An 18,070-nucleotide genomic window follows, 5' to 3' on the forward strand; every position below is an offset into this window, starting at 1 on the left:
GTGGCAGCTTCGACATGCGGTGCTGACGGTCAACGCCGATGATCATCCGATGATGCGGCACGTGCACGAGCATAGGGCGACCGACCGGGGCCATCCGATTCCCGCCACGCGGTACTCGGATTATCGGCGGTGGACGGCGAGCCAGATCGTAGGACCACCCGGTGCGGTCGAATCTACACGATGCCTGAGGCCCGCTGGTATCCAGTAGTGGTCGCCCGATTCCAGCGGGACGAGGGTATCGCGGCCTTCAATCTGAAGCGTGGCCGAGCCCTGCAAAACGATGACCCATTCGTCTCCGCCCTGTTCATACCAGAAGCCGCGGGGGCTTCCCTGTCCGTGAGACACGATGCGCTCGATGCGCAGGCCGGGCACGTCCAGCAGATCGTCGAATGTTTCACAGCTTGTGTCGACGGGTATGGCTGCAAAGAGATTCTTTAGCATAGTGGCTGTGTTTTCTCAGTGATCCGCCCGATGTTGGAAGGCTGCTTTCGGCTTCCAAAGAATACCTTCAACAAATCCCGAATGCTGAAGGTCGTGCGCGAGTACACGCGGTTGTGGGCAGTGAAAGCCTGCGCAGGTGATAATTTGAGAAATCATCATGAGCATGAAATCAGGGGCAGCAAAACACCATGTCGACTTCTTCACCGACGGTTCTACCTGTGGGGCCCGACAGCGCTCAATGGCTTGAGAAGATCCGCGCTTGGGCGCACGAACTGGGGTTTTCGCACATTGGTGTCTCGGGGGTGGATTTGTCGTCCGCGGAGCCGCGCCTGCTGGAGTGGTTGGCCTTGGGTTATCACGGCAATCTGGAGTACATGGAACGCTATGGCCTCAAGCGGGCGCGCCCTGCTGAACTGATCCCCGGCACGGTGAGCGTGATCACGGCGCGCATGCCGTATCTGCCGCGCAGCACTTCGCCCGATTGGCAGGAACGTGAACGGGCACGGCTTGAGGCTCCGACCGAAGGCGTGGTGTCGCTCTATGCGCGGGGGCGTGATTATCACAAGGTGTTGCGCGGGCGGCTGCGCAAGCTGTGCGACCGCATCGAGACCTTGGTGGGACCGTTTGGCTACCGCGTGTTTTCGGATTCGGCGCCTGTGTGGGAAAAAGAACTTGCCAGCCGCAGCGGCCAGGGCTGGCGCGGCAAGCATTCCATGGTCCTGTCGCGCGATGCGGGCTCCATGTTCTTTTTGGGTGAGATCTTCGTGGATTTCCCGATGGGGCCCACCGAACCCGTGAGCGCACACTGCGGTACCTGCACGGCCTGCATCGACGTGTGTCCCACCGGCGCCATTGTCGCGCCTGGGGTAGTCGATGCGCGCCGCTGCATTTCTTACCTCACCATTGAAAGCCACGATCCCATCCCCGTAGAACTGCGCCCGCTCATGGGCAATCACATCTACGGCTGCGACGACTGCCAGACCATTTGTCCGTGGAACAAATACGCGCAGAAAACCGAAATCCCCGACTTCGACGAACGGTCTCCGCTGGTCGGGCATCAGTTGGTGGATCTGTTTGCCTGGGATGAGGCGACCTTCCTCAAGAATACTGAAGGCGGGCCGATCCGGCGCATCGACCATGAGCGCTGGCTGCGCAATATCGCGGTGGCGCTGGGTAACGCCCTGCGGGACGCCGATGAAGCGCAGGCCGCCGAATTGCGCGCCGCGTTGTTGAGCCGTGCCCACCATGAAAGCGCTATGGTGCGTGAGCACGTGGCCTGGGCACTGGCGCAGCGCCCGAGCCCTGCAACGATTTCTGGCGATGTTTTTTGCAGCGCCGCTGCTGGACGACCGGATTGACGTGCTGTCGATGCGCTGGCCTTAGCCTGTCCCCTTTTTGCGGAGAATTTCAGAATGAAAACGCGAGCCCTTGGAAAAACCGGCCTTGACATCACGCCCCTGGTGTTTGGCGGAAACGTATTCGGCTGGACGGCTGACGAGTCCACTTCGTTCCGGCTGCTCGATGCGCTGACGGACGCCGGGCTGAACGCTGTGGACACGGCGGACAGCTATTCGCGTTGGGTCAAGGGCCATCGGGGTGGAGAATCCGAAACGCTCATCGGCCGCTGGCTGCAACGCCATCCTGGCAGGCGCGACCAGCTTGTGTTGATCACCAAGGTGGGATCGGACCTGGGTCCAACGAAGAAGGGCTTGTCCAGGCGCTGGATCACCACAGCCGTCGAGGACTCGCTGCGCCGGCTCCAGACCGACTACATCGACCTGTACCTGTCGCACTGGCCGGATCCGGATACTCCCTACGAAGAGACGCTGACCGCCTACCAGATGCTGCTCAAGGCAGGCAAGATCCGCGCGGTGGGCGCCTCCAATCTGGATGCGGCCCAGCTCACGCAAGCGCTGGATGTAGCCCGGGAGCACGGCCTGCCGCGCTATGACGTGTTGCAGCCCGAGTACAACCTGTACGACCGATCCGGATTCGATGGTGCCTTGCGCGAGCTGACCACGCGCGAGAACATCGGCGTCATCACCTATTACAGCCTGGCGTCGGGTTTTCTGTCGGGCAAATACCGCTCGCGAGCCGACTTGAGCAAAAGCTTGCGCGGCCAAGGCGTCGCCAAGTATCTGAACGAGCGCGGCGAGCGCATCCTGGCGGCGTTGGATCAGGTCGCCGACGCGCAACGCGCCAAGCCTGCCGAAGTGGCCCTGGCCTGGATCATGGCGCAAGATGGAATCACGGCACCCATTGCCAGTGCCACGAGCCTGGACCAATTGCAGAGCCTGGTGCGCGCCACTGAGCTGACGCTGACCGCCGAACAACGGGCCGTACTCGACGACGCAAGCCGCTGAGCCCATGTCGCATCAGGTGTCCGACAGTCTCCGGTGACGCGCTGATTCAGGCCGGATGCTCGGCCTGAACAACGATTCGTACGCCCAGCGCCTTGCACACTTTGGCGATCGTGTCGAAGCGCGGGCTGGCGTCGGCCCGCAAGGCCTTATAAAGAGATTCACGGCCAATGCCAGCGGCCTGGGCAATTTGCGTCATGCCTCGCGCACGGGCAGCCACGCCCAGCGCGTGGGCGAGTTCGCCGGCATCGCCTTCCTCGATAACCTGTGTCAGGTAGGCGGCGGTGTCTTCATCGTCGCGCAGATAGCGCGCAGGATCGAAGGTGGGAAGGTCGGAAACCTTGATTGCCTTCTTGCTCATGACTGGTCTCCCTCGTTGGTTCTCAGGGTGCGGGCCAACTCCTTGGCACGCTTGATGTCACGGCTTTGTGTGGCCTTGCTGCCACCTCCGAGCATGACAATCAGCACATCGCCCTGTTCGATGTAGTACATGCGCCAGCCGGGGCCGAAGAATTCGCGCATCTCACTGACATCTTCGCCAACGAGCGCCACATCGCCCAGCAGACCTCGTTCAGCGTTCTCAAGCCTGCGAATGAGGCGGGCGCGGGTCGCAGGATCTTTCAGACTGTCGAACCACGCATCGAATTCCGGCAATTAGTTTTATCGTGTACACGGTTGATTGTATTCGTTCGAATACACCGTATCAAGCCTTGTGTCGATCACACGCAGATAACCATAGCTCGCGTATCCGATTCATCTTCCATGGGCCGTCGTAGACGGCTTGAAAATGAGCTTATATGTACGAATATCTGTTCTCCACCGGCCGCGCAGCGCCCCCACACTCGCGAGGCCACCCCGCCGATACTGCCCCTTCAGACAACAAAAAACCCAACCGAGAACGGTTGGGTTCTGTGCGACTGGTGGCCCGGGGCGGAATCGAACCACCGACACAAGGATTTTCAATCCTCTGCTCTACCGACTGAGCTACCGGGCCAAGAGGCGAAATCATACACGAAATCCCTGCCCATTGCAGCGATCGGCGCCCCAACCGTTCCCCCTGGCACCCCGGGGCCTTATAATGCAGGCAGTCCAATCTTGCAACTTTTACCGGGCATGTCTGTTGATGTTCTGACCTTTGGCTTGAACCACGTCTCGGCGCCGGTTTCGGTGCGCGAGCGTGTGTCGTTTCCGGTCGATCTGGTCAAGCCGGCTCTGTCCGCCCTGCGTTCGGCCTTTGGCAGTCGTGTCCGCGAGGCGGCCATTCTGTCCACCTGTAACCGGACGGAGGTCTACTGTGCCGCCGATCCCGACGTGGGGCCGGATCTTCCGGCGTGGCTGGCCGACTTCAATCGTCTGGAAGCCGGCATCCTGGTGCCGCACGTCTACCAATACCAGAAGAACGATGCTGTGCGCCATGCCTTCCGGGTGGCCAGCGGCCTGGATTCCATGGTGCTGGGCGAGCCCCAGATCCTGGGCCAGATGAAGACGGCGGTGCGGGCGGCTGAACAGGCCGGTACGCTGGGCACCTTGCTGCACCAGCTCTTTCAGCGGACCTTTTCGGTCGCAAAGGAAGTCCGTTCGCAGACGGCCATCGGGGCTCAGTCCGTTTCCATGGCGGCGGCGGCCGTGCGGCTGGCCGAGCGGGTATTGGGCGATCTGTCGGATTGCAGCATCCTGTTCATCGGCGCCGGCGAAATGATCGAGCTCTGTACGACCCACTTCGCGGCGGTGCAACCCCGCCAGATCAGTGTGGCCAACCGTACGGTCGAGCGTGCGGAAACGCTGGCGGGGCGCTTCGGCGCCCGCGCGCTGAAGCTTTCCTCGCTGCCCGATCATCTGGCGGAATTCGACGTGGTGGTGTCCTGTACGGCCTCGTCCTTGCCGATTCTGGGCCTGGGGCTGGTGGACAGAGCCGCCCGCGCGCGGCGCCATCGTCCCATGGTGATGGTGGACCTGGCCGTCCCGCGGGACATTGAACCGGAAGTCGCGCGCCTGGCGGACGTCTATCTGTACACCGTGGACGACTTGGGCCGCATGGTGCAGTCCGGCACGGACGCCAGGCGGGCCGCCGTGGTCCAGGCAGAGGCGATCATCGAGACGCGGGTGCAGCATTTCATGCACTGGATGACCAATCGCGAGATTGTCCCGGCCATCATCGACTACCAGCAAAGCGCCGACGCGCTGCGTCTGTCGGAACTGGACCGTGCCCGGCGGCTGCTCGCGCGCGGCGACGATCCCGATGCGGTGCTGGAGCAACTGGCATACAGCCTGACGCATAAATACATGCACGGCCCCCTGGCTGCGCTCAATCGCTCCGAGGGCGCCGAACGCGATCAGCTTCTGTCGCTGTTGCCGCGCCTGCTGCCCGGAGCCGGCGCCCGCCGCCATTAGCGGCGCTGACTTTTCCCTGTCGCCTTTCCGTTCCCGCTGCCCCGCGCGGGGCAGCGCTCCGTTTGATCCCCCGGATTTCCAATCATGAAAGAATCGATGCGCAGCCGTCTGGAACAGCTTGATCAGCGTCTGGCGGAAATCGACGCGATGCTGTCCGAGCCCGATGCGGCCGACGACATGAACCGATACCGGAAGCTCAGCCGCGAACGGGCGGAACTGGAACCCGTGGTGGCGGCCTTCGGCCGGTGGCAACGCTCTTGCGAGGACGAGCAGGCCGCGCGCGAGATGCTGGCGGATCCTGAAATGAAAGCGCTGGCCGAGGAAGAGCTGCGGGGGGCCGACGCGCGGATCGAGCATCTGGAATCCGAGCTTCAGGTGTTGCTGATCCCGAGGGACCCCGACGACGACCGCAGCGTGTTCCTGGAAGTGCGGGCCGGGACGGGCGGCGACGAAAGTGCGCTCTTTGCCGGCGACCTGTTGCGCATGTATTCCCGTTATGCGGAACTGTGCGGGTGGCGGGTGGAGTTCATGTCGGCCAGCGAGTCCGAGCTGGGCGGCTACAAGGAGGTCATCGTCCACGTGACTGGTGAAGGTGTCTACGGCCGATTGAAATTCGAGTCCGGCGCCCATCGCGTGCAGCGGGTCCCGGAGACCGAATCCCAGGGACGCGTGCATACGTCGGCCTGCACCGTGGCCGTGATGCCCGAAGCCGATGCCCAGGAGGCCGTCCAGATCAACCCCAATGATTTGCGCATCGACACCTTCCGCGCCAGCGGCGCGGGCGGGCAGCACATCAACAAGACCGATTCGGCCGTGCGCATCACGCACCTGCCCACCGGGCTGGTGGTGGAATGCCAGGACGACCGTTCCCAGCACCGCAACAAGGACAAGGCCCTGCAGGTGCTGGCCGCGCGCCTGAAGGATCAGCAGCAGCGGGAGACCCATGCGCGCGAAGCCGCCCAGCGCAAGAGCCTGGTGGGGTCCGGAGACCGCTCCGAGCGCATCCGGACCTACAACTTTCCGCAGGGACGCGTGACCGACCACCGCATCAATCTGACGCTGTACAAGCTCGCCCAGGTCATGGACGGAGACCTGGGCGAAATCACCGATGCGCTGCTGGCCGAGCATCAGGCCGAACAGTTGGCGGCCCTGGCGCTGGATTGATGACGACGCTGCGCGAACGGCGGCAGCAATGCCCGTTGCCCTTGCTGGAGTTCCACCTGCTGTGGCAGCGGGTCTTGGGGGTGTCGCGTTCATGGCTGGTGGCGCACGACACGGACCCGCTGACGGATGCTTCCTGTCGCAGCTATGACGCGCTGGAGACTCGCCGGGTGGCCGGCGAACCGATGGCCTACATCCTGGGGATGCGCGAGTTCCTGGGGCGGGATTTTCGCGTGACGCCGGCTGTGCTGATCCCCCGGCCGGAAACCGAATTGCTGGTCGAATGCGGCCTGGAGGCTGTCCGCGACAGGACGGCGCCACGCATCCTGGACCTGGGTACGGGCAGCGGCATCGTGGGAATTTCGATGGCATTGGCGCGGCCCGATGCCCAGGTGAGGGCGACCGACTGCAGCGAGGCCGCGTTGTCGGTCGCGCGAATGAATGCACGCAGCCTGGGGGCAAAGCTATTGTTTTTGCTCGGGAATTGGTACGATGATCCTTGCGGTTCGGGGACTTTCGATGTGATTGTGTCCAACCCGCCCTATGTCCCGGCGGGTGATGCGCACCTGTCTTGCGGCGATCTTCGGTTCGAGCCGGCGGGTGCGTTGACGGACGGAGCCGATGGTTTGTCGGCGTTGCGGACCATTATCCGGGGCGCGCCGCGCCATCTTTCATCCGGCGGGGCGCTTTGTGTGGAACATGGTTTCGACCAGGCGGCCGCTGTTCGGACCCTGTTCCACGCCCAGGGGTTCAGGGACGTTGCCAGCCTGCGGGATCTGGCGGGGATTGAACGTATAACGTGGGGCCGGCTGCCGGTCCGAATTTTTGACGAGTAGTGTGATGAGCGAATCAGCCCAAAACGAAGTAACCCAAAACGAAGCCGCACCTGGCGAATCCGACCAGGCCGAGGTCCAGGCATTCATTCGTGACACCGTGTCGGCCCATGCCGTGGTGCTGTTCATGAAGGGCACGGCCCAGTTCCCGCAGTGCGGTTTTTCGGCGCGTGCCATCCAGGTCCTGAAGGAATGTGGGGTGGGCCAGCTCGTGACCGTGAACGTACTGGACGATCCCGAGGTCCGCCAGGGGGTGAAGGACTATTCCAATTGGCCGACCATTCCCCAGCTATATGTGAAGGGCGAATTCGTGGGTGGCACCGACGTCATGAACGAGATGCACACCAAAGGCGAACTGCTTGAGCTCCTGAAGGAAGCCGGGGCGATCGGGTGACTCCTCCGCGTCGGCTGGTCGTCGGTATCAGCGGAGCGACCGGGGCTCAATACGCCGTTCGCCTGCTGCAGCGCGTCCGCGAACACGGCGGGGTGGAAACCCACCTCGTCATCTCGCCTTCCGGCGTCCTCAACATTCACTACGAGCTGGGCATGACGCGTCAGGCGGTCCATGCGTTGGCCGATTGCTTCTACAACCCGCGCGACGTGGGCGCGGCCCTCGCCAGCGGCAGCTTTGCTTCGGCTGGCATGGTGGTGGTGCCTTGTTCCATGCGTTCCCTGGCGGCCATCGCTCACGGGCTGTCCGACAACCTGCTCACGCGGGCGGCCGACGTGACGCTGAAGGAGCGGCGTCGGCTGGTGCTGGTCGTGCGCGAGACGCCGTTGAATCTGGCGCATCTGCGCAACATGACCGCCGTCACGGAAATGGGCGGGGTGATCTTCCCCCCGCTGCCTGCGTTCTACCTGCGGCCTCACAGCATCGAGGACATGATCGACCACACCGTACGCCGGGTCCTGGAACTGTTCGACATCGACGTGCCGGGCCCGCATTGGGCGGGCATGGAAGCGGATCCTGAACAGCCTGAGCGACACTCGGGGGATTGAAGATGCTCAAGAAGGTGGCGGTTTCCGATCTGCGCATGGGTATGTACATCCATGAATTGTGCGGTTCCTGGATGGACCACTCGTTCTGGCGGTCGCGCTTCCTGATCGACAAAGAATCCGATTTGAATCGGCTCAATGGCTCCAAGCTGAAATGGGTCTGGATCGATACCAAACGGGGCGTGGATGTGGCGGCATCCGGGGGGGCCGCGGCCTCTCCTGCGCCGTCCGCGGCGTCCAGGCGCCCAGCTGCCAGGCCGGCAACGCCGGCGGCCCTGGCTGTGGCGGCCTCGCCCGAGCAGGAAGCATTCGCCAATGCGCGTGACGTGTGCGAGGTCGCGCGAGACCGTGTCGCGCAAATGTACGCGGATGCGCGGCAGGGCAGCCGTATCGATCTGGCGCAGGTCGACCGCCTCGTGCAGGACATGGTCGTATCGGTCGAGGAGCATCCCGACGCCTTGACCAGTCTGGTGCGCATCAAGCGCGCGGATCAGTACACCTACATGCATTCCGTGGCGGTGGCGACGCTCATGACCACGCTGTCACAATCCATGGGAATGCCGGAAGAGCAGGTCCGGCAGGCGGGGATGGCGGGTCTGCTGCATGACATCGGCAAGGTCGGCATTCCCGAGTCGATCCTGAACAAGCCGGGCCGGCTGCTGCCGGATGAATATGCCCGGGTCCAGAAGCATCCCGAACTTGGCGAAGCCTTGCTGCGCGAAGACGCCGACGTCCCGCCAGCGGTTGTGGACGTGTGCCGCCATCACCATGAACGCTTTGACGGCGAGGGCTATCCTGATCGGCTGCCAGGGCCGCAGATCGCCCAGCTTGCCCGCATGGCGAGCGTCTGCGACGTCTACGATGCGGTGACATCGAACCGCCCCCACAAGAAGGGTTGGGATCCCGCGTTTGCCCTGCACAAGATGCTGCATTGGGAGGGTCAGTTCGATCCGGACATCTTGCAGGCGTTCGTCCGGGCGATCGGGCGCTATCCAGTGGGATCCATCATCAGCCTGACGCAAAGCGAACTCGGCCTGGTGGTGGCACAGAATCGTGAGGCTCCCGAGCTGCCGGTGGTGAAGGTCTTCTATTCGATCCGCTGGAGCCATGCGATTCCGGAGCGGCGTGTGGATCTGGCCGAAGACGGCTGTCCCAGCCGCATCCTGCCGGTCGCCTTCCCGGTGGACTGGGCGCAATCGGGACTGCCGGTGCCGTCCATCACGGGGTAAGGCCGGGCTGGATCCGCGCGGCGGATCGCTTCGCGCCCGACGTCCGGCATCAGCGCAGGATCCTGTGGGGTAGCCAGCGCCAGAACATATAGCTGGCGGCCAGTCCCACCGAACCGATCACGGCGATGCCAGTCGCCAGCGAAAATGCGGCGGTCAACGCCGAGAGCAAGAGAGGGCCGCTGCTGCCTCCTGTATCGGTGATGAGCCGCCAGATGCCGAGAAACGACGTGCGCCCCGCGCTTGGCGAGCAGTCAGCGCCGAGGGTCATGATGATGCCTGAGCCGATTCCGTTGCCCAGCCCCAGTACCATGCTGACGGCGAGGAGGCTGGTGAAACCCGTCGTGAGCGGCATGGCGAGCAGGCTGGCAGCCATGATGAGCGTGCTGGGCAATGTGACCCACAGGCGCCCCCGGGTGTCCATGATCTGGCCTGCCGGGTAGAACAGCAGCATGTCCGCGGCCCCCATGAGTCCGTAGATCAGCGCGGTGGAGGTGGCATCCAGGCCGATGTGGTCGGCCCAGAGCGGGATCACGATCTGGCGGCAGGCGCGGATGGCCGACACCAGGGACGCCGCCACGCCCAGCGTCAGGAAGGAGCGGGCGTGGGCGCGCATCAGTCCCAGCATGGCGGGGCGGGGGTCGGGCACACCGTTGCGGCGTGTGCGCGTTTCCAGATCCGGAACGAGTAACGAGATGGCGCCGGCGCCCATCATGGCGAGGATCGCCACCCAGTAGGCGCCGTTCAGGCCGAACCACTCGATGAAGCCTGCCGCCGCGAACGGACCGGCGAACATGCCTACCCGCATGGTGCCGCCCAGCGTGGACATGGCCCGGGCCCGCATGTGCAGTGGTACGGCCTCGATCAGGAACGTCTGGCGGGCCAGCAGGAAGACCGCGCTGGCGAGGCCCACCATGAAAACACCGACCCCGAAGACCCACGGGTCGCGGGCGGCCAGGCACAGCGCCAGGGCCAGCAGCGCAAAGAGAGCGGCGCCCACCATGGCGCGGCGCTCCCCGAAGCGGGTCGCCAGCATGGCCGCCGGAAGGTTGGCCAGCAACGAGCCGAGGCTGACCAGCGCGACGATCAACCCCGCCCCGGCCGAACTCGCGCCCAGATGGCGGGCGCTGAGCGCGAGCACCGGCAGCATGGCGCCTTCGCCGACACCGAACATCAGTGAAGGACCGAAGGCCGGGAGGGCGATCCGGCGCAAGCTGAAGGAATCGGAGGAAGTCGGCACTCGACAGTGGCAGGATTCGAGGAAGGAGTGCGACATTCTCGCACAGTGGCTCCGGCTGGCGCAGCTCAGTTGCGAGCTTTGACGGTATCCAGCCAGGTTTCAATGGGCATCGGGCGGGCCAGCAGGAACCCCTGCAGAGCGTGGCAGTTATGGTCGAACAGGAATGCGGACTGCTCCTGGGTTTCCACCCCTTCAGCCACCACCCGCAGGTTCAGGCGATCCGCCATGGCCAGGATCAGCTGCACGATGGCCACGCTTTCCTCGTCTCCAGGGAGATCCTGGACCAGGCTCTTGTCGATCTTCAGTTCGTAGAGCGGCAGGCGCTTCAGGTAAGCCAGGTTGGAGTATCCCGTGCCGAAGTCGTCGATGGAAAACCGGATACCCATGAGCGACAGCGCCTGCATGCGTTCGGCCACCGTCAGGATGTCCTGGATGAGCACGCCTTCGGTGACTTCGAAGATCAGCCGGTTGCCGGGCGCCTTGAGCTTTTCCAGAGTGTCGCGGACGTAGTCCACGAAATGCGGTTCCATGAGCCGCTTCGGGCTGACGTTGAGCGAGATGGGGTAGGTTTCCCCCAGTTGCTGCAGCATCAGCAGCGTCTGGCAGGCGACCTTCATGGACCATTCGCCCAGCAGGTTGATGAGCCCTGTTTCCTCCGCGATGGGAATGAACAGTGCCGGAGACACCTGGCCGCGCGTCGGGTGCTGCCAGCGCGCGAGCAGCTCCGCACCGGTCACCCGGCCGTCAGGGCCGAACTGCGGCTGGATGTGCAGCGAAATCTGCGGCGTGTTCAGGGCCTGCAGCAGATCGTGTTCCAGCCACAAACGCTGCTCGACTTCAGTCTGGAGATCCTGTTCGTAGAAGGTGACCTGGTTGCCGCCCCGGCTCTTGGCGCGGTAGGTTGCCATGTCGGCTTCGCGCATGACCACGTCGATGGACTGGCTTTGCGAGTGGATCAGGGTCATGCCGATGCTGGCCGTGACATAGGCGGGTTTGCCCAGCACTACGAAAGCCTTGTTGGCGACGGCCAGGCGCAGTTTCTCGGCGACGTGCATGGCGTTTCGCGCGGCCTCGCCCAGCGGGTGTCCCAAGCCATCGAGCAACACGACGAACTCGTCCGCACTGGTCCGCGCCACCAGATCGCGGTCGCGCGTGGCTTGCCTGAGGCGGTCCGCAATGCCGCACAGGAGCTGATCGCCGCTCTGGTGGCCGTGCAGATCGTTGATTTTCTTGAAACCGTCGAGATTGAGCACCAGGAGGGCGCCGGTGGCCTGGCGTTCCCGGGCCTTCTTGAGGAGTTCTTCCAGGCGTAGCAAGGCCTGGCGCCGGTTCGGCAGGTTGGTGAGAATGTCGTAGTACGCCAGTCGGTGGGCCGAGGCCTCGGCCCGCACGCGATCCGTGATGTCGGTGGCCACCGTGCAGATGGCATCCACCGTGCCGTCGGCGTTGAGCAGCGGCGCCTTGATGGACAGAAAGGTGTGGCTCTCGGTCGCCCCTGGTGGCACGATCTCGGGCTGCGTGACCTGGCGCTTGCGCGTATTCAGGACCGCCTGATCCGAGGCGTTGATGGCTTCCATGGTCGAGCGGTCGTGCAGGAAGTCCTCATCCCGGTGTCCGATGAGCGCACCTTCCTCGACGCCGTAGAAAGCCTCGAGCTTCGGGTTGGCATACAGATAGCGCTGTTGGCTGTCCTTGGTGCACACACAGGCGTCAATACTGCCCAGGATGGCTTCGAAGCGCCGCTCGCTGAAGAGCAGCCGGCGGCGCTGGCGGGCGAGCTGCACCCTGAAGATCAGCGTCAGCACGAGCGCCAGCACCAGCAGGCTGGCCAGCGTTCCGATGATCCACGGGCCGTGGCTTTCCAGCGCCGATGGCTGGATCGGAGTGCGCCAGTGGTTCAGTGTTTTGTAGTAGAAGGAGTCCGGCGTGGCCTGCCAGGCGGCCAGGTAATGGTCGATCGTGGCCAGCACCTGCGCGTTGCGCCCTTTCGGCGTGGCGTAGAACACCTGCAACGGCTGGAAGATGATGGGCGTGGCCATGAGCCCATGCTCCTGGGCGGCCAGTTCCCCGTAGAAGTAGTCCGCCGCAACGGCGTCGTCCTGATGGCTCTGGACCCGCTTGAAGCCCTCGTCCAACGCCTGGACAGAGTCCAGTCTGACAGGAATGTGCAGCCCCTCCAGGGTCGTGCGCAAGTAGTCGATCTGGGTGGATCCGGCGAGCGCCGCCAGCCCCACGTCTTTCAGATCTTCGATAGACCGCAGGCTGTTTCCGGGGCGGGCGTAGATCTGCGACCAGCTATGCAGCACCGGAATATGGTGGAAGCTGAAGGCCTTGGCGCGCTCCGGTGTGTAGAACATGTCCGGCAGCAGATCGATCTGGCCGCTTTTGAGGAGCTGGACGCAACGCGCCCAGGCGCAGGGCTGCACATGCAGCGTCCAGTCTTCCCGGCGGGCGATTTCATTGAGCAGTTCGCCCAGGATGCCGGCCGGCTGGCCGTTGGCCGCGATGTAGATGTCGGGTTTTTGGTTATAGATGCCGACCTGAAGTGTCAGCGCATGGCTGCTGGCCGCGCACAGCCACCACAGCCCCAGTGCCTCCAGGGCTCGGCTCAGCGTGCGGATCAGGTGCAGTCTGCGGTGCATAAGGCCTTTGTCGATGAACGTCGCCTCCATCATAGAGGACCATGATGCCAAGAAGCAGTGCGCTTTACGGTAAGGAATGCCAACAGTTTCCCAGATTGGAGCAGGTCGCGGCGTACAATGCCGACTGCGGGGAGACCCTGAAGAACGTTGAAATCATTCATGCACAGGTGAAGCATGCCGCAACGATTTCTGCTCCAGGCACGCGCCCGGATCGAACAGCTGAAGTCCGAAGGATTCTACAAACCGGAACGCATCATCGCCAGCCCCCAGTCGGCTCGCGTGCGACTGGCCGACGGCGCCAGCGTCCTGAACTTCTGTGCCAACAATTATCTCGGTCTGGCGAACGATCCGCGCCTGGTCGAGGCAGCCCGGGAGGGTCTGGCCGCCGACGGTTTCGGCATGGCTTCGGTGCGATTCATCTGTGGTACCCAGTCCGGGCACAAGGCGCTGGAAACGTCTCTGGCCCAGTGGCTGGGCATGGGTGACGCGATTCTGTATTCGAGCTGCTTCGATGCCAATGGCGGCCTGTTCGAGGCGTTGCTGGACGAGCAGGATGCCATCGTCAGCGATGCGCTCAATCATGCCAGTATCATCGACGGAATCCGCCTGTGCAAGGCTCGGCGCTACCGCTATGCCAACAACGACATGGCGGACCTGCGCGTACAGCTTCAGGCTGCGCGGTCGGAAGGTGCCCGCCACATCATGGTGGCCACCGACGGCGTGTTTTCCATGGACGGCATCATCGCCAATCTGCCGGCCATCTGCGATCTGGCCGACGAGTTCGAGGCGCTGGTGATGGTGGACGATTCCCACGCCGTGGGGTTCATGGGGGCGGGCGGACGCGGAACGCCGGAGGCCTGCGGTGTCCAGGGACGCGTCCACATCCTGACGGGAACGCTGGGCAAGGCTCTAGGAGGCGCATCGGGCGGCTATGTGGCCGCGGACCCGGTGATCGTGGACCTGTTGCGCCAGCGATCCCGCCCCTATCTGTTTTCCAATACGCTGGCACCGGCCATCGTGGCGGCTTCGCGCCGCGTACTGGACCTGTTGCAGTCGGCCGAGGGCGCCCAGCTTCGCGAGCGCGTGCACCAGAATGGCCAGCACTTCCGCGAGGCCATGCAGGCGTTGGGCTTCGAACTGGTCCCGGGGCGCCATCCCATCATTCCCGTCATGCTGGGCGATGCCGCATTGGCCGGTCGCATGGCGGAGGCACTGCTGGCCGAAGGCATTTACGTGATCGGCTTTTCCTATCCCGTGGTCCCCAAGGGCCGGGCGCGCATCCGCACGCAGATGAGTGCCGCGCATATGCCGGCTGACATTGACTGCGCCGTGCAGGCGTTCGCTCGCGTGGGGCGGGCGCTGGGCGTCATTTCCAAAAACTGAAGGGTCTGGAGTTTCGATGAGAGCCTTGGCCAAGATGCAGCCCGGGGAAGGGCTGGAACTGGTGGATGTCCCCAAGCCCGTCGCGGGCCATAACGACCTGATGATCCGCATCCGCAAGACAGCGATCTGCGGGACCGACATCCATATCTGGAAGTGGGATGAATGGGCGGCGCGCACGATCCCGGTGCCCATGCACGTCGGGCACGAATACGTGGGCGAAGTCGTCGAGATCGGTACGGAAGTTCAGGGATTCAAGATCGGCGATCGCGTGTCCGGCGAGGGCCACATCACGTGCGGGCATTGCCGCAACTGCCGGGCGGGGCGCCGCCACCTGTGCCGCAATACGCAAGGCGTAGGGGTCAATCGTCCCGGGGCGTTCGCCGATTATCTGGTGATCCCCGCCTTCAATGCGTTCAAGATTCCGGATGACGTATCCGACGATCTGGCGGCGATTTTCGATCCCTTCGGCAATGCCACGCATACGGCGCTGGCTTTCGATCTGGTCGGCGAAGACGTGCTGATCACGGGGGCGGGGCCGATCGGCGCGATGGCAGCGGCCGTCGCCCGCCACGTGGGTGCGCGCCACGTCGTGATCACCGACGTGAACGACTACCGCCTGGAACTGGCAGCCTTCATGGGCGCCACGCGGGCCGTCAATGTCACACGTGAAGATCTCGAGGACGTGATGCGCGAGCTTGGCATGACCGAAGGCTTCGACGTGGGGCTGGAGATGTCGGGCGTGCCCAGCGCCTTCGCGAGCCTCATCGAGCGGATGAATCACGGCGGCAAAGTGGCTATGCTGGGGATCCTGCCCGATGGCGTCGGAATCAACTGGAGCCAGGTCATCTTCAAGGGCCTGGAGATCAAGGGGATCTACGGTCGCCAGATGTTCGAGACCTGGTACAAGATGGTGGCCATGCTGCAAAGCGGCCTGGACCTGTCGCCGATTCTGACTCACCACTTCGCGGCGACCGACTACCGCAAGGGCTTCGAGGCCATGCTGTCGGGCCAGAGCGGCAAGGTCGTGCTGGACTGGAGCGCATAGCGTCCCGCCCGCGCCTGCCGGTGAGGGCGACCGGGCTTCACAGGTAGGGCAGTATCGCCTCGACCTGCGAGCGGTTCCACCCATGCGCCAGTGCCAGCCGCAACGCGATGCGGGCCTGCAGGGCATTCAGTCCGTGGGCGGCCAACAGCCCGGTGGCCGTGTCGCCCGATTTGGGTGTGACGGCCCCGCGCGGCACGCGGCTGGCCCGGACGCACACCAGTCCTTGGCGTATCGCCTGGGCGCAGCCTCGTTCGGCGGCCGGGCTCAGGCTGCCGTTGCCCATGCCGGCGACGACGATGCCCCGTGATCCGGCGCGAACGGCCGCCTGGTAGGGATGCAGCGGCGCGTCCTGGTAATCCAGGATGATGTCCACGGCCGGAAGGCTGCGCAGGCCGCGCAGCGGGAAAACCGCTTCCGGCGGCAAATCGGGGCGCGCCGCGTAGCGCACGGTCCCGTCGCAGACGGCTCCCAGCACGCCTTGCCCGTCGGCGCCGAACGCCTGGACCTGGGTGGTGCTGAGTTTGGTCACGTCGCGGGCCGCCAGGATCTGATCGTTCATGGCCACCAGAATGCCGCGATTGTGGCTGGCCGCATCGCGAGCGACCAGCAGCGCGTTGTAGAGATTCAGCGGTCCGTCGGCGCTGAGTGCCGAACCCGGACGCATCGCCCCCACCAGCACCACCGGTTTGGCCGTATGGATCGTCAGGTGCAGGAAGAACGCGGTTTCCTCCAGCGTGTCCGTCCCGTGGGTGATGACGATGCCGTCGATGTCAGGGGACTCCGCATGCTGCCGGATTCGCCGGGCCAGGCGCAGTACCCAGGAGGCGTTCATGGCCCGGCTGTCCAGATTGCAGAGTTGCTCGCAACGGATGTCCGCGAGGCCCGCAGCCCCGGGGACCTCCGCCAGCATGCGGGCGATCCCCTGGGTGACCTCGTAGTCGGTCAGCTTCTGGGCAACCGGGGCCGTGGCGGCGATGGTGCCGCCCGTACCGATCAGGATGAGGCGGCTGCGCATCAGGGATACAGGCCCCGGACCTGGCGCGCTTCGAGGATGCGCGAGCAGGCGACGATGAAGGCCGCGGTGCGCAGGGATACCGCATGTTCGCGGGCCACCTTCGACATCGAGGCATAGGCCGACCGCATCATCGCTTCCAGGCGGTGGTTGATCTCCTGTTCCGTCCAGAAGAAGCTGGAGAAGTCCTGCACCCATTCGAAATAGCTGACCGTCACCCCGCCCGCGTTGGCGACCACGTCAGGCACGATCACGGTGCCCTTTGCCGAAATGATGTCGTCGGCCTCGGGGGTGGTCGGACCGTTGGCGCCCTCGACCAGGATCCGGGTGCGGATCAGGTCGGCGTTGTCGTGCGTGATCTGGCCTTCGAGGGCGGCCGGGATGAGAATGTCGGTCTCCAGGGACCAGAATTCATCAGGCTGGAGCGTCTCGGAGTCCGGCACGCCGACCACGCCGCCGTGCTGGTGTACATAGTCGAGCAGCACGGGGACGTTCAGCCCGCGGGCGTTGTATACGATTCCAGTATGGTCGTAGACGGCGACGACCTTCGCACCGGCCTCATGGAACAGTTGAGCCGCTGTGCCGCCCACGTTGCCGAAGCCCTGGATCGCCACGCGGGCGCCCTTGATGTCGATGTCCGATTCGCGCGCGGCCTCGCAGGCCACGACGAACACGCCGCGACCCGTAGCGGCCACGCGCCCCAGGCTGCCGCCCAGCGAGACCGGCTTGCCGGTGACCACGCCGGTGGTCGTGCTGCCCGCGTTCATGGAATATGTGTCCATCATCCACGCCATGACCTGCGCGTTGGTGTTCACGTCCGGTGCCGGGATGTCCTTGTTTGGGCCGATGATGTCGCCGATTTCGCTGGTGTAGCGGCGTGTGATGCGCTCGAGCTCGGCCATCGAATACTGGTGCGGATCGATGCGGATGCCGCCCTTGGCGCCTCCGAAGGGCAGGTTCACGGCGGCCGACTTGACCGACATCCATGCGGACAGGGCCATCACCTCGGACAGGGTGACGTCCTGGTGGAAGCGCACGCCGCCCTTGCCGGGGCCGCGCGAGGTGTTGTGCTGAACGCGGTAGCCCTCGAAGTGGGCCACACTGCCGTTGTCCAGTTCGACCGGCACGTCCACGATCAGGATGCGCTTGGGGCGCTTCAGCGTTTCGACCCAGCGCGCCAGCGGCCCCAGATACGGTGTCACACGGTCCACCTGCTCCAGATAGATCGCCCACGGGCCTGGATGAGCGGCATCCATATAGGACGGCAAGTGTTGCAAATGTGGTTCAGCCATGTTGCGCAGCCTCTACAGAGTTTAAAAGATACACGAACATACAAGCGG

Annotated in this window: 17 protein-coding genes and 1 tRNA gene; 10 read left to right on the forward strand and 8 right to left on the reverse strand. The window is 64.3% G+C overall.

Going from position 1 to position 18,070, the window contains the following annotated elements; translation table 11 throughout:
• Positions 1-120: 120 nt before the first annotated feature.
• Positions 121-441, reverse strand: a complete 321-nt coding sequence (locus ACVCMJ_RS13790) for a cupin domain-containing protein (protein WP_447081968.1) — start codon at positions 439-441, stop codon at positions 121-123.
• Positions 442-692: 251 nt separating this feature from the next.
• Between ACVCMJ_RS13790 and queG the strand changes: the two genes are divergently transcribed.
• Together queG and ACVCMJ_RS13800 are read left to right on the forward strand one after the other, a co-directional pair.
• Complete coding sequence (gene queG / locus ACVCMJ_RS13795) at positions 693-1,799, forward strand: tRNA epoxyqueuosine(34) reductase QueG (protein WP_447082600.1); 1,107 nt, start codon at positions 693-695, stop codon at positions 1,797-1,799.
• 54 nt (positions 1,800-1,853) lie between these two features.
• A complete protein-coding gene (locus tag ACVCMJ_RS13800) occupies positions 1,854-2,804 on the forward strand; it encodes an aldo/keto reductase (protein ID WP_447081969.1) in 951 nt (316 codons plus the stop codon).
• 46 nt (positions 2,805-2,850) lie between these two features.
• Here ACVCMJ_RS13800 and ACVCMJ_RS13805 read toward each other — a convergent pair whose 3' ends face one another.
• The 3 genes from ACVCMJ_RS13805 to ACVCMJ_RS13815 all read right to left on the reverse strand — a co-directional run bounded on the left by ACVCMJ_RS13805 (position 2,851) and on the right by ACVCMJ_RS13815 (position 3,795).
• A complete protein-coding gene (locus tag ACVCMJ_RS13805; protein ID WP_447081970.1) occupies positions 2,851-3,162 on the reverse strand; it encodes an addiction module antidote protein in 312 nt (103 codons plus the stop codon).
• Positions 3,159-3,455: a type II toxin-antitoxin system RelE/ParE family toxin gene (locus ACVCMJ_RS13810; RefSeq protein ID WP_447081971.1), complete on the reverse strand. Its 297-nt coding sequence runs from the start codon at positions 3,453-3,455 to the stop codon at positions 3,159-3,161. The genes ACVCMJ_RS13805 and ACVCMJ_RS13810 overlap by 4 nt, the downstream gene beginning before the upstream one ends.
• A gap of 264 nt (positions 3,456-3,719) precedes the next feature.
• Positions 3,720-3,795: transfer RNA gene (locus ACVCMJ_RS13815), tRNA-Phe, on the reverse strand.
• Between the two features lie 119 nt (positions 3,796-3,914).
• On the opposite strand from ACVCMJ_RS13815, the gene hemA reads away from it, so the two are divergent.
• The 6 genes from hemA (at position 3,915) to ACVCMJ_RS13845 (ending at position 9,411) form a co-directional block, all read left to right on the forward strand.
• On the forward strand, positions 3,915-5,192 hold the full coding sequence (gene hemA / locus ACVCMJ_RS13820) for a glutamyl-tRNA reductase (protein ID WP_447081972.1): 1,278 nt from the start codon (positions 3,915-3,917) through the stop codon (positions 5,190-5,192).
• An 84-nt stretch (positions 5,193-5,276) separates the two neighbouring features.
• On the forward strand, positions 5,277-6,356 hold the full coding sequence (prfA, locus tag ACVCMJ_RS13825) for a peptide chain release factor 1 (protein ID WP_447081973.1): 1,080 nt from the start codon (positions 5,277-5,279) through the stop codon (positions 6,354-6,356).
• Positions 6,356-7,189 (forward strand): peptide chain release factor N(5)-glutamine methyltransferase, encoded by an 834-nt coding sequence (prmC, locus tag ACVCMJ_RS13830; protein WP_447081974.1) that lies wholly within the window; start codon positions 6,356-6,358, stop codon positions 7,187-7,189. Before prfA ends, prmC begins: the two co-directional genes overlap by 1 nt.
• A gap of 124 nt (positions 7,190-7,313) precedes the next feature.
• Complete coding sequence (gene grxD, locus ACVCMJ_RS13835; protein WP_447082765.1) at positions 7,314-7,580, forward strand: Grx4 family monothiol glutaredoxin; 267 nt, start codon at positions 7,314-7,316, stop codon at positions 7,578-7,580.
• Positions 7,577-8,185, forward strand: a complete 609-nt coding sequence (locus tag ACVCMJ_RS13840) for a UbiX family flavin prenyltransferase (RefSeq protein WP_447081976.1) — start codon at positions 7,577-7,579, stop codon at positions 8,183-8,185. The genes grxD and ACVCMJ_RS13840 overlap by 4 nt, the downstream gene beginning before the upstream one ends.
• 2 nt (positions 8,186-8,187) lie before the next feature.
• Complete coding sequence (locus tag ACVCMJ_RS13845; RefSeq protein WP_447081977.1) at positions 8,188-9,411, forward strand: HD-GYP domain-containing protein; 1,224 nt, start codon at positions 8,188-8,190, stop codon at positions 9,409-9,411.
• 49 nt (positions 9,412-9,460) lie between these two features.
• Here ACVCMJ_RS13845 and ACVCMJ_RS13850 read toward each other — a convergent pair whose 3' ends face one another.
• Both ACVCMJ_RS13850 and ACVCMJ_RS13855 read right to left on the reverse strand, forming a co-directional pair.
• Complete coding sequence (locus ACVCMJ_RS13850; protein WP_447081978.1) at positions 9,461-10,684, reverse strand: MFS transporter; 1,224 nt, start codon at positions 10,682-10,684, stop codon at positions 9,461-9,463.
• Between the two features lie 29 nt (positions 10,685-10,713).
• Positions 10,714-13,290 carry an EAL domain-containing protein gene (locus ACVCMJ_RS13855; RefSeq protein ID WP_447081979.1) on the reverse strand — a complete coding sequence of 859 codons (2,577 nt, stop codon included), beginning with the start codon at positions 13,288-13,290 and terminating at the stop codon, positions 10,714-10,716.
• 174 nt (positions 13,291-13,464) lie between these two features.
• Here ACVCMJ_RS13855 and ACVCMJ_RS13860 point away from each other — a divergent pair, with 174 nt between their 5' ends.
• Together ACVCMJ_RS13860 and tdh are read left to right on the forward strand one after the other, a co-directional pair.
• Positions 13,465-14,673, forward strand: a complete 1,209-nt coding sequence (locus ACVCMJ_RS13860) for a glycine C-acetyltransferase (protein ID WP_447081980.1) — start codon at positions 13,465-13,467, stop codon at positions 14,671-14,673.
• A gap of 16 nt (positions 14,674-14,689) precedes the next feature.
• Positions 14,690-15,718 (forward strand): L-threonine 3-dehydrogenase, encoded by a 1,029-nt coding sequence (tdh, locus tag ACVCMJ_RS13865; RefSeq protein ID WP_447081981.1) that lies wholly within the window; start codon positions 14,690-14,692, stop codon positions 15,716-15,718.
• A 37-nt stretch (positions 15,719-15,755) separates the two neighbouring features.
• On the opposite strand, the gene ACVCMJ_RS13870 is transcribed toward tdh, so the two are convergent.
• Complete coding sequence (locus ACVCMJ_RS13870; RefSeq protein WP_447081982.1) at positions 15,756-16,733, reverse strand: asparaginase; 978 nt, start codon at positions 16,731-16,733, stop codon at positions 15,756-15,758.
• A complete protein-coding gene (locus ACVCMJ_RS13875; RefSeq protein WP_447081983.1) occupies positions 16,733-18,022 on the reverse strand; it encodes a Glu/Leu/Phe/Val family dehydrogenase in 1,290 nt (429 codons plus the stop codon). Before ACVCMJ_RS13875 ends, ACVCMJ_RS13870 begins: the two co-directional genes overlap by 1 nt.
• Between the last annotated feature and the right edge of the window lie 48 nt (positions 18,023-18,070).

Source organism: Castellaniella sp. UC4447_H14, assembly GCF_052978285.1.